The sequence below is a fragment of the Exiguobacterium sp. R-17 genome, from assembly GCF_049913315.1.
Lineage (GTDB): Bacteria > Bacillota > Bacilli > Exiguobacteriales > Exiguobacteriaceae > Exiguobacterium_A.
In genome coordinates this window covers 19,055-31,600 of the sequence record NZ_CP184373.1, presented here as the reverse complement: position 1 = coordinate 31,600, position 12,546 = coordinate 19,055, and the positions used below count along the sequence as shown (strand labels likewise).

The following is a 12,546-nucleotide window of genomic DNA, read 5'->3' as shown; positions in this document are numbered from 1 at the left end:
AAAGAAAAGGACGTTGTTTGTAAATCCAAAACAACATCCCGTCCTTCGTAGCACCTTTTCCTTAAAATAAGTAGTAATTCTAATCCCCTATATATTTTTACGTTATGTCTTGAATGCTGGCCGGCTTGATATCGAACTTCTCCAAGCTCATCTTGATTTGATTGACTTTGTCCTTCAACGAATCCGATATTCCTTTCGTCTCCTTGACCACGTCGAGTAAGTCTTCCGTCCGGAGTTCGTCACGTCCTTCCAGGTATAGATTTTCTATCGCATCCTTAACGACGGACTCGAGATCCGCTCCATTGAAACCCTCGGTCGCCTTGACGACTTTAATCGTATCCAGTTCTAAATTGTTTTTCCGACGCTTAGTCAAATGGATGTCAAGAATCCGTCTTCGCTCCTCCTTGTTCGGAAGATTGACAGAGAAGAGTTCGTCGAAACGTCCTTTCCGCAACAATTCAGGAGGAAGGGACGAAATGTCGTTCGCCGTCGCGACGACGAATACCGTCGATTCCTTCTCCTGCATCCATGTCAGGAACGTCCCGAACAAGCGTGTCGTGACACTGTTGCCACCTCCAGAATCCCCTATACCGGAGAACGCCTTTTCAATCTCGTCCACCCAAAGGATGCAAGGACTGACCGCCTCGGCAGTCTTAAGCGCACGCCTCATGTTATCCTCGCTCTCGCCGACATATTTCCCGAAAAGCTTACCGATGTCGAGACGTAATAGCGGTACGTCGAATAGCTTAGCGGTCGCCTTTGCCGCAAGGCTCTTCCCGCATCCCGGCATCCCTACCATCATCAGACCCTTCGGAACGTCGACGCCTGCCTTCATCGCATGATCAAGATGATTAAAGATGCGGGCCTTCCTCCTAAGCCAGGACTTCAGGTTCTCGAGTCCACCGATATCATCGATGTCCTCCTGAAAATTGATGATTTCGAGCATGCCGGATTTCTTAACGAACTGCTCCTTCTCCCGAAGAATCAACGACTTGTCCTCCGCCGTTATCTCGCCGTTCGACTGATAAGCGAGGTTCAGGATTTGATAAATCTCGAACTCACTCAAGCCCTTGAAGGATAGGGTCATCTCGTCGATGATTGATTGTTCGATACTGATGTCCTGCACTCTCGAAAAATCCTTGATGAGCTCCTCGATGTCCGAGGCGTCGGGTGCACCGACCTCCAATATGGTAATCAGTGACTCGAGTTCCGCCGGTACCACGAGGCTCGTGCTAAGGATGAATACCGTGCAGTAGAAGTCCTCTTTGTAGAGATTCTTCATCGCGATGCTCTTCAGCAATGCTTGTACTTCTGGTTCGCCAAGTTCTCTATGTACATCCTTCAAAACCAGAAATCTCGGCTCATTACCAACATCGTCGGCATACCGTAAGAACTCACTGAGTGAACATTTGGTCTTCGGAAGTTTCGTCCGGAAGTCCACATATCCATAACCATGATTGAACTCGACAATGTCGAATCCTTCTCGTGCGACGTTCTCGACGACTCTCTCGATGCTCGTGAAATCGTTATGAGGGATGTAGATGATGGGTCTTAGGGCGTCCACATACGCCCCTATCTCTAAAATCATGTTCTTCATCGCCTCATACCTCCAAGTAGTGGATGGCCTGTGTAGCAGAGGCACTCTTGAAAGTAAGTCCACTCAAAACAAGATAGTTCCCGTTGACCTCACGATGACCGAAGTCTTTCTTGAGGTCTGATTGTTCCCCCACCCTAGACTTACCGAGGGTGATGTTCAGGACGAGATATTTCTTGTCTGTGCTACCTAGATACTTCCACATCCCCTCCGTGTCCCCCTCATAGAATTGCAGATAAGGTTCGAGCTTATGAATCATCGCATGGTAATCGCACGACTTCCGCAATAATGATCGGATGCGCTCATTCGCCAACATCATTTCTCGGATTTCGACGTTCATCAGGCAAGACATGATGACGATAGGATTCTCATCTATGAATTCATCGAAGAAGTTCGAGATGTCGAGCTTCAAAAGCTCGAGATGATGTGCCCCGATTTCATCGATGGTCGCCTTGATGGCTCCGTATGAATGGTCATTCGTACTAAGCTTTCCTTGCTCAGGAAGGAGCCTTGATGACTGTTCGTTTCCGAACTCTCCTCGTGATTTCTTAGCATCGCTGATTTTCGATAAGACGCTCACGATTTCACGTACACCCTCCAAATATTCGAAAGTCTTTTCTTCGTCGTCGAATCTAAAACCTTTCGTATCCTGATCTTTTATGAGTCCGAAGTTGTGTAGCGCTTCCTTCAAGTAAAGATAATTCTTGTGATAGTCCTCGATCATTTCAGCATGAGACTTGTTCTCAGAAATAGCGACCGCGACCTCCTCGCGATAGGTCCGACCGTATAGATGTGCGTAAATTTCTGTTTGCATTTTACCTGGATCGTATCCGAATGCCGCGAGAATCCTCTCGATGGCGATCTTGGGATCGACCGTCGTTATGAGCTCGAGCTCTTCAGCGATGGAGACCTCGTTCTGAAGTCTCAACCATTTCTGGAGGATTCGCTTATTGAACAAGTCATAGATATCATCGATGTTGAAGTTATCCTTCATTTCGTCTAGCGAACGGACAATCTTTCCGTCGAGTAGCAGATTAAATTTTATAGGTTTCATACGTCGTAACTCCTTGTAAAGATGGTCATCGCCAGAAAATGTTCGACAATACCCCTTTGACTTTTTCTTTTACTTTATTTTTCGCTTTTTCTGCATAATGTTTAAGTCCACTCTTCACGATTGGTACGATTTTTTTCATGCCAGTGACGATGACATCACCGACCTTTTTTCCGGCCATCTTTCCGATGGTGTTTCCTACGATGCCGCCAAGTGCACTTCCGGCAGGTCCGAATACTCCGCCAATCACTCGCCCTACTTGGGTACCGACCTTTCCGCCTATGTTCGTGCATGTCACGTGGACGAGTGATTCGAGACGAGCGACCCCGCGGTCCACTAGGAAATCGACCGCTTCTTCACTCGTAAGCGATTTGTCTGCTACCTTATACGCGACCTTGACCGAGGTGTAAGCTGCATCGACGACGAACGAGGTCTGTACATGATCAAGTTTCTTGAGGATTGAGTCTTCATCAGCTTTTTGGATGAACTTCAGAGCACTCACCGTCAATAATTGCTTCATCTCCCGGTCTTCTTCGGAGTTCAAGTCGGATTTAAGTGCATTCGTCAGCCGCGGGTATCCTTCGTGTGATGATTCTTCTGACGTACTGACTTCATCCATCGTAGTGTCGATGGTCAGCACTTCTGAGAACGCTTCGATTTCTATATCCTGTTGGATATTACTTGTCATGATGTCGAAGTCGAACGAGTTTTTCACATCGAGTACTTCGTGTTCATCTTCTCCTCCATCCGGTCCTTCTAGTCCGTCGATGATCCCTTCGGTCAGACCAGGGAATGTCTTCTCCCCTGTCTTAAGCCGTCCTTTGAGCCAAGACTGACTTGAACGCCCTTCCAGCTTCCCTTCCGCTATCTCACGATGATTGGCGTCCGTACGTTCCAGGAACAACTTGATTTGCTCATACTTTTCGGCAGCACCTTCTCCATAGATGTCACGCATCTCATCGAGAAGTACGTCCTTCAGGGTAGTCGTCCCCTCCGTGCTCTGATCAAACTTTTTGGTGATGTCCTGCGATATCGTCAACAAAATATTGAACATCTCTTCCCCTCCGTTTCTTAAGGTTCATTTTTCGTCGGTATAATCGGTGTATTCCAAACGCTTGGTTGTTGTGAATCGAGAGACTCGAGGAAGTCAACGAGCTCTTCCTCCCCGTCCACGCAATCGAATAGATGGATATGCACGGTGATGTCACCATCGGTATATCGGATGTTCCTCTTTCCATTAGCAATGCCCTCGACGAGTGGATAGACCATCACGACCTGCTCACAAGAATATTTCTTCGCATAGGCGAACATCTGATACATGTCGCTCGAGGAGATTCCGAAGTTGGCATTTCCATGATCAAGGACCTTCCATTTCGTATCGATGATGCGCGTTCTCTTTCTTCCGTCCCTCTTCTGTTGATACTTTATCACCATGTCAGGGATGAGTCTGAACGAGCCACTATCGAATAGATGTTCGACGGGTCCTTTCAGGGATATCTCCCACTTCTCATTAAAATGATGTTTAATCGTTTTTGCGATGTAACTCTCGAACAGTTGATTCATCGAGAATAGTAGGGATTGTGCATTCAAACTACCGGTGGTATTTGATACGTTGGAGTCGTTCAAGAGCAGTCTCGCCCACCCTAACGGAATCTGATAATGTCCATTTTTCCGGCTATCGAAGATGCTAGAGAAGTCTTTCGCCACCTCGTGGCTCTCGGTCGTTCCCTCGAAGTACTCCAATAACCTTCTCGCCTCTTTACGATTCTTCGCATCTGTCGTAACCCCGATGACTTTCATTATGGCCTTCTTCAAAATTCGATTCTCGGCGCAGTCGATTCCGTACTCGTCGTACGTGACGAAGAACCTTTCTTTATGCACGTGATTGATCGTGAGTTGCCGCGCGAAGTTCATCTTCCCCTTGTAGAAACGCACGTTCTCCTCGAGTTGACGATAGTCTGATTTCAATCCTCTCCTGATCAGGAGGGACACCTCTTTCAGAAAGAGCTTGATATAGATTTCGAACATAGACATGTTCGAGCTTCCGAGATTCGTCGCATCGAACGACTTACTCGGGAAATCGCGCATCGTCTTCAACATCTTGAGCATGGCAGCCCTTGCGTCGACCTTCGCCCCATGGATTTTCGGAAGGATTTGGAGCTGTCGACCACTCGGCATCTGCAGGACGCCGACGTAATTCCTTGCACGTATGACCTTGCCTATACCCTTGCGTGATGACAGGGACAAAAAATCTAGTCCGTCCCTTCCTTCCGAAGATAGTTCGAGCATGAGCTCCTCGAGCTCCTCGAACGTCTCCTTGTCGACTTTCTGTCCCGGCCCTCTGCGTACGATGGCTTCATACTCCATCACCTCGATGACATCAGACTTCCGCATGATGACCTGCATAAATCGCTTCATAGACCTCTCGACGGCCGAGCGCCTCAGAGTTGATCTGATATGTCTTCTCATGGTCCATACTATAGATGGACGAACCGAACAGCTTGGATGAATCGGGACGTTCCGTCAAGATGTGTGGTCCGTTCTTCCTTTGATTGTCTCCGAGCACGGCCCGGATTTTCTCCTGGTCATCAAAGAAATATTCCTGTAGGAGCGGGATGATCGACTTGAGGAAGATTTCCTTGAGCGCATCCACATCGTCCACGGACGACAGTCCAGTGAGATAAGCATGACCAATCATATGGTCCCGGTCATACAACGCCTCGATTCTACGGTTCATGACGTCGAGCAAGCGCTCTAGGTCGACCCCTCCGACGGAGACACCCTGGAGTATCGAAGGATCAGGAGACATCTCAATGAATCGGAATCTTCTACGCAACGCCGTGTCCATCAACGCGATGGAACGATCCGCCGTGTTCATCGTCCCGATGATATAGATGTTGTTCGGTACGCCGAACTCCTTCTTCGAATAAGGAAGCTTGACGAGCGTCTCCTCGACCTCACCCAGGCGTTTCGAGGGCTCGATCAATGTGATGAGCTCACCAAGAATCTTCGAGATGTTCCCGCGGTTGATTTCATCGACGATGAACACATATGGTCTCTCGCCCCTGTCGTCCACTTCCCGGATTCCGGATTTCTCTTCGAGCATGCGCTCGATCTGGGATACGGATAGACGATTTAAGGGATAGACGGTCTTCTGTGTCAATTTCTTGCGCAGGTTCATTTCGTAGATGTCGAGCGATATGTTCTTTGCTAGCCAGTTCACCTTACGGCCACGCTTATATCGCTCTTCATTCTCTAACCACTCAACATCCCCATCGATGATGCCGATGCCATCGATGCGATGCTCGTCCTTCAACGAGAGGACGATATCGCCGACTTCCATCGTCTCATAGAAATAATTCAGGATGCTGCGCTCGGCTGGATTCATGGAAGATGAATCCTTGAACGGATCCTCACCGAATCCATCCCAACCAATTCGCATCATCCCATCTTCGAAGCACGATTTCTTGAGGAGGTTTTCGCCTGACCCACCCAAGGAGACCTTCCAGATACGTGCATCGGCGTCAATCGAGACATCATGTCCTCCGAAGCGATGGTCGGCAGCAGCAAGGTCACAGAACTCCTTGAAGATGCCCGACTCGATGTTGAACCCGATTTCGTTCGAACCTGCCATCACCACAGGCTTGATACCTTCGATGAACTCCTCGTAGCCATAGGACTGGTGGAAGGTCGTGAAGGCGATGCGATTCTCGTCCCGATATGTCGCATATCTTCTTTTCACTTCTGCATAGCCCTCCGTCTTGATTTCATCCATCGTCTTTCCTTCGATGATTGCGACGGCATATAGGACCGTATGATATGTCTTTCCGGTACCCGGCGGCCCCTGTAGGATCATGTTCTTCGGATGCACTGCTTTTCCCCCTTCAAAATCTTTCACTTCAGCTGTCACTCGCTCCTCGAGAAGAGTCGGTGCTACTCCGAGTATCGCCTCGTAACTCGGCATGATTTTTTCAATCGCATCACGTAATACGTCCGAAAGTTCTCGATCAGTCGTCCTTTCGGTGGCGTTCGAGACATGCGTATAGACGAGTTCCACCTTCTTACTCTTCGCTTCGCTCATTCGATCTCTCAATAGTTCAGGATTTTCAATTCCCGAGTCCGAGACATAACTGAACTCGTCCCCTATCAGGAATGGGGCGTCCAATAGATGAGCATGTCTTGCCAAGTCGTCCTTCGAAGGACGACGTCCTCGCTTCCTCGTCGCGTATCGACACTGGAGCACCACGCGTGTGATTATGTTTTCCCCTTCTCTACGGAAATCGACTTGGATGCCGTGGGGTAGCTCTTCGTATCCTATTTTCTTGAGGACGCCCCAGAGCTTCATCCCACTCCATCTCACTGGTCTGTTCATGTCATCTAAAATCGTTTCCCCATCGATAATCAGGCCCTCATAGAATTGTTTTTCCGCCTCTTGTAAAATGAGTGCCTCCTCACCACTGATTTCATCCTCTCTCATGAGATGTTCCAAGAGGATCGTCTCGATTGTGTCGTTCATCCAATGCTCCTTCCTATTCATTCCACTTCGTATGTGAATTGACCCAAAATCCACATCGAATACAATGGAACGAATGTTGATTTCAATCCTTATAATTGAAAATATCCACTCAAATTATGCTTACAAAAGGATTATATAGATTTATTTTCCATATAGCTATCAAAAAAAAGTACGTGGTTTATATTTGATTGATTAGAAAAGAGATTTTCAAGTCGACATCTCTCAGTAGAGACGATTACGATTAGCTCGTTTTCCGAATGATCATAGAACACCAATTCACTTATGAAAAATCGTAAGACTATGGACTTTTGAAAGTTGTTCATTCAACTGGCAATCATTGTTCAATGTTTTGGATTATTTTTCATCCATGTACATTCTTTCATTAAGGAACTGACTGACCTAAATATTAAAAAGAAAAAGTAAAGCTTTCAGGATGCCATGTATAATTCAACTTACGCGATATGTATGAAATACAAGAAAGGAAGATGATCACTTGCCATTCACCGAGAACGCGAATTTAATGAGAAATCTTTATGAATCGATGGATGATACCGCCCCTCACTCGAATTCCCATGACTTAACTGAAATCGTTCCAGGTCTAGTTTTGGAATACCCGGGCAACCTACAAGGACAGGTAAGAGGTGACTATCGTCTCAGCTTGGATGGATATCATCCTTCACATGCCGAGATGGTCCAAGCCATCCATGATTATTGTCAACAAGATGAACGATACGCTGATTGCATGCATCGAGCATTACGAGGTCTGAGTACGGAAGGTCTCGATAACATCAACCTCCTCGATTTCCCTTTCCTCATCAATCACCGTTTACTCGACGGATCACAATTCAACACCTTACTTTACTGGCTCATCCTTCAGGAGGACATCAACTATCCACGAAATCGCTACATGGGTGTCCGCATGCCTTTGATCCGCTATGTAGAGGCAGTCATTTCCGCACGCCATCCTGGACTACTCCCACTAAATGTAGTCGTCGCAAACGCTACTAGGAGATATGGTCGTCCCACGCCGCGATTCACGCATCCAGAATTGCCACAGGCATATGATGAGACGTTAACATCCATTCAGAACATGCCCCTACTATGAAAAGATGGACGACGACATGATTTCATGACGTCGTCCATTTTCTAGGTATCGAGTATTCTCGGCTACGATTATGAACCCTAAATCATTCAGAAAAATTACCTAGTTACTTAGATATAAATTTTACTATCTGGTTGAACATACGAAAAAACTTTTGAGATTTTTAGAAGTATGACTTAGAACTTCTTCTAAAAACGTAAGATTTTACTCTTACAATTGCGGACTCATGACGAATCATCATTTATGGAGAATGTATAATCAATAAAAGACATTATTAATAAATTTACCTATTTAAACATAAAAATATCCAATGTTTTTTCATTTGCTGTATTATTTTTACTGTATAACTTGATGGCATTTATGTAGCAACGTGATTCTCAAGTTATCAGCAAGTATTTTTCACCATATTAAAGTCGTCAGGAAAGGAATCATTTCTTTGAAAAAAACGAGAGACATTTCATTTATCCTATTAGTTCTATTATTTATCATTTCGATTCGGTCAGAGGTCGTTTCTGCTGAGACGACTGTCTCATCACTCAAATCGAACGATATCGAAGTCACAGGTTTCGCTGAGAAAAATCAAGAATTGAGCTTACTTCATAAAGGGATTTGGTTGAAGACACAAGCGAGGAACGACGGATCGTTCACCTTCCGTTTACCATCTAGAGCTGGTGACGAGGCGTTATTTCTTGAGAACGAAGAAGAAGATGGTATTTATCGACAGCGTAAAGCTATCGTTCCTCAAGGAATCGCTCAAGAAAGTCCGCGGTTCATCGGAGAAATTGATTCAAGCTGGGTCTTCACGTCTAATCTTCCTGGAACAAAAATCATGGCGCTAGTCGATGGTAAGTATTATTCATCCACCGACGAGTTGAAAATACCTATATACGAAGTGGATTCTGCCACGCCAATCATCACCGTGCACTCTGATTATTATGGGAGCAGGAGCAAAACCATTGATGTCAATCCGATGCAAGATGTTCCCGTCACGTTCGAGATAGAGGAAAGTAAGATTTCTGAAAATCGTCTGACTGGTAGTACTCTGCCTCATACTCGAGTCGATATCCAGTATTCTGACGGAATCTCTCTTCCTCATGTTCAGACTATCGTCTCGGACTATGCTGGCCATTTCGATGTACAATCCGACTATCCTTTTTATTCGCGAGGTGGCACTTCTAAGATCAAATTTTCCTTGCCGCTCCTCAACACACGCCGTAAACTTCCGAACTCCCTACTTAAGACGTACGATTTCGCATTGCCTTCAATCACTGAATCACATCCAGTTTATCTATCCAATCAATTCATCGTTGAAGGGACGCGTATCGAAGGACGAACATTCAATAACGCAGACATCAAAATTCAATGGGATGGAAAGACGAGAACATGTAAGGCGAATTCCGAAAACGGTCTTTTCTCATGTGAAGGAATCGATTCGGGCAAACAAGGAAATTTACAAATAAGTCTCGGTGGTAAGGTGATTCACGGCACGGATTTCAAGGTCCATCAGAGAGAAGAGGACTACTTAGCTCCTGCAATCGACTGGACTCCGTTGACAAGTAATTCTGACTGGATAGAAGGTCGAATCGTCGTACGATTCGCGAAATTACGCATCACTTACTCCAACAAGGATGGGATTTTCACCATGATGACAGATTCTGACGAGGACGGTCATTTTAAAATCCCCTTCTCTCGCAAGGCGAATGGTTCGATTTCTGTTGAAGCCGCAGCAAAAGACGGAAACGATGTCTATATGTCTTATGGCGTACTCAAACTAAAGGATGAACGGAAGCTTCCAAGACCAAGCTTCGTATTCTCTGAGGAGAAGCCTTCAAGATTCTTCCTCAGATATGAACGTGTCAAGGATTCTCAACTCCAAGCACAAGTTACAGTCACCCATGAGAACGGTACCTTTGATTACTATGAGAAGATGCTCCATGAGTATGATGACTATTCGTATGAACTAAACGACGTAATCAACGCAGGTGACCGACTTTCTATAAGGGTAATCGGCGACGCTGGTTCTTCTTCCGAAATGATTAAAACCATAATCCCGTCAATCAAACTTGATGAATTGCGTGACGACGTCACTAGAATCGACGGAAGTGCACAGGATGCTGATCGTATCGAAATGAGAGTGGTTCATACAACTGATGACTCGAACCGGAAATTTGTTGAGGCTGACATGGAGGAAGATGGCACTTTCTCACTAGATTTTTCACAACTTTTAATTGAGGGGTTTAGTTATCCTGATTTATTGAAAGTATATGTGAATGGAGGTACCGTAGAAAAAGCAATAAAATACGAGGACAGAACTCCTCCAAAGTTAAAAATATTTTCAGTAGCTTTCAGCTCTAAAAATATAAGCTATTATGCATATCCACATGTTCTTAGTAAATTTGATATCAACAAAATACTCTATACAATCCATTATCTTGATGGCAGAATCGAAAAACAAGAATTCGGTATTAAAATAAATCCATACTATTATCCTCATCCATATTATGGATCTAATCAACTGAATGTCGACTTTTCGAAGGTTGCTCTAATCGAGGCTTCGGCGACAGATCAAACCGGCAATCTATCAGAAACGATAAATATAATCCCGATAGATGATAGACTACCTTCTTCCGCTTGGGTAAATCCTATCCTGGCAGGAGATACACAGATTACTGGTACTGCACTTCCACATATGAAAGTATCGATTGATATCGGTAGCTCTCACTATGAAGGGACTTCTAATGACAAGGGCGAGTTTAACATTCCCTGTCATGTGCTACAAGCTAATGAAAGAGCCGAAATCAATGTGGTTAACATCGAAACTGGGGTGAAAAATCCTTCATCAGTAACCCGAGTCGTGAGCGGTATCATTGATTTCAGTCTCTCGCAAGATAGAAGAAGTATTAAAATCATTAGCAATGCCAGCACAGATAGAAGCTTCATAATTCAATATCATCAAGGAAACATTTCAAAGCGATTGACCCTTACGGATAAAAACTATATCCTAGCGCTCAATCAACAACTCGAAAATCATGGAATCATAAGGCTATCCTTAGTGAAAGATGAAAAATCACAGGGCGAATTCATGAAGACCTTTTCGGATACGACCGCTCCATCAACGCCGAGAAAACTGAATTTCACTAACAAAAGTGGATTATATGTACTCGAGGGCGTGTCTGAGCCTTATGCGACAATCACATTGTCCAATGGAAACAAGAAGATAATGTCACAAAAGCTGAATAGTTCATCCTCATTCAAGATGCAGCTTCCTAGTGATGTCGTAGAAGACTCAAAATGGCGATTGACGATATCAGACTTGGTCGGCAATTCCTTTGAGACATCCATCGTACCGAAAGATGTTCAACCCCCAAGCCTAAAGATTTTGAAAGAATTCAGTACTTTATCGAAAGAAGTTACAGGATTGACTAATGAAGCTGCGACGATATATGTTTCTGTCAAAGGGAAGACGTATAAAAAGTTAACGAATCCTAATATTACGTTCCACCTACCTATCGCACCTCTGCAAAAAGGAGCATCGATTTCAGTCTATGCTGTCGACAAGTCTGGAAACAAATCTAAACCTGTGCTATTCAAAGTATTGGGAATACAAAAGCTGACCTCTATGACTGTGACTAGCCAATCGAATTTAATCAGAGGAACAGGAACGATCGGAGCAGCTATAACGATAAAAAAAGGGAATGTCATAATAGGAAGAAGTACCGTTGATAAAAAAGGGAACTACTCTGTGAAAATTGCTAAACAAAAAAAAGGAATCACATTATCAATAGGTTCCAAGAAAAATGGATATGTGGAGAAAGTCATAAAAGTAACCATAAGGAAATAAAGTTAAGAAGCGAGTAGTTCGGTATTGATATGCTCCCAAAAAGTAGATAGTTGAAATAACAAAAACTATCTATTTTTTGAAGGGAGCTTTTTCTACGTCTAAATCTAAGTTTTCGCCAGATGAAAAACTACGGATTATTAAGATGTGTGAAGACGGAATCAACGTACTGATGGACCGTCGCCTGATGCAGATCGCCGGAATTTACTGTGTCATACGCCGGAAACGTCCTTTGTATATTCGTAATCTTCCTCAACAGACCGCAGAGACCATTCTGAACCGTGATTTCAACGCGGCAGGACCGAATCAAAAACGGGTGACGGATATCACGAAATTGAAGTACGGTGCCTCTCAGAAAACGTATTTGAGCGCTATTCTGGACCTATTCTACATTACACAGATATTTCAATTTGATGATCAACGACGCTGATGTGTACTAAAAATA

Annotated in this window: 7 protein-coding genes; 2 read left to right on the top strand and 5 right to left on the bottom strand. The window is 44.7% G+C overall.

Going from position 1 to position 12,546, the window contains the following annotated elements; genetic code table 11:
* Positions 1–97 precede the first annotated feature (97 nt).
* From ACN9MT_RS15795 to ACN9MT_RS15775, 5 genes are read right to left on the bottom strand one after another with little or no spacing between them, the layout of a single operon-like run.
* Positions 98–1,597, bottom strand: a complete 1,500-nt coding sequence (locus ACN9MT_RS15795; RefSeq protein ID WP_426273728.1) for an AAA family ATPase — start codon at positions 1,595–1,597, stop codon at positions 98–100.
* 4 nt (positions 1,598–1,601) lie between these two features.
* The gene (locus ACN9MT_RS15790) at positions 1,602–2,648 is read right to left on the bottom strand and encodes a hypothetical protein (protein ID WP_426273726.1); all 1,047 of its coding nucleotides are present in this window, start codon (positions 2,646–2,648) and stop codon (positions 1,602–1,604) included.
* A 25-nt stretch (positions 2,649–2,673) separates the two neighbouring features.
* Positions 2,674–3,699, bottom strand: coding sequence for a hypothetical protein (locus tag ACN9MT_RS15785; RefSeq protein ID WP_426273724.1), 1,026 nt, complete (start codon positions 3,697–3,699; stop codon positions 2,674–2,676).
* Positions 3,700–3,716: 17 nt separating this feature from the next.
* Positions 3,717–5,012: an McrC family protein gene (locus ACN9MT_RS15780; RefSeq protein WP_426273722.1), complete on the bottom strand. Its 1,296-nt coding sequence runs from the start codon at positions 5,010–5,012 to the stop codon at positions 3,717–3,719.
* A gap of 13 nt (positions 5,013–5,025) precedes the next feature.
* The gene (locus ACN9MT_RS15775) at positions 5,026–7,161 is read right to left on the bottom strand and encodes an AAA family ATPase (RefSeq protein ID WP_426273720.1); all 2,136 of its coding nucleotides are present in this window, start codon (positions 7,159–7,161) and stop codon (positions 5,026–5,028) included.
* Between the two features lie 520 nt (positions 7,162–7,681).
* Between ACN9MT_RS15775 and ACN9MT_RS15770 the strand changes: the two genes are divergently transcribed.
* Together ACN9MT_RS15770 and ACN9MT_RS15765 are read left to right on the top strand one after the other, a co-directional pair.
* On the top strand, positions 7,682–8,266 hold the full coding sequence (locus tag ACN9MT_RS15770; RefSeq protein ID WP_426273718.1) for a hypothetical protein: 585 nt from the start codon (positions 7,682–7,684) through the stop codon (positions 8,264–8,266).
* Positions 8,267–8,699: 433 nt separating this feature from the next.
* Positions 8,700–12,104 (top strand): Ig-like domain-containing protein, encoded by a 3,405-nt coding sequence (locus ACN9MT_RS15765; protein ID WP_426273716.1) that lies wholly within the window; start codon positions 8,700–8,702, stop codon positions 12,102–12,104.
* Positions 12,105–12,546 lie beyond the last annotated feature (442 nt).

Bases quoted from the DNA above. Each gene is read 5' to 3' on its own strand.
- ACN9MT_RS15780 (WP_426273722.1), bottom strand. From the start codon at position 5,012: ATGGAGTATGAAGCCATCGTACGCAGAGGGCCGGGACAGAAAGTCGAC.
- ACN9MT_RS15775 (WP_426273720.1), bottom strand. From the start codon at position 7,161: ATGAACGACACAATCGAGACGATCCTCTTGGAACATCTCATGAGAGAG.
- ACN9MT_RS15795 (WP_426273728.1), bottom strand. From the start codon at position 1,597: ATGAAGAACATGATTTTAGAGATAGGGGCGTATGTGGACGCCCTAAGA.
- ACN9MT_RS15790 (WP_426273726.1), bottom strand. From the start codon at position 2,648: ATGAAACCTATAAAATTTAATCTGCTACTCGACGGAAAGATTGTCCGT.
- ACN9MT_RS15770 (WP_426273718.1), top strand. From the start codon at position 7,682: ATGAGAAATCTTTATGAATCGATGGATGATACCGCCCCTCACTCGAAT.
- ACN9MT_RS15785 (WP_426273724.1), bottom strand. From the start codon at position 3,699: ATGTTCAATATTTTGTTGACGATATCGCAGGACATCACCAAAAAGTTT.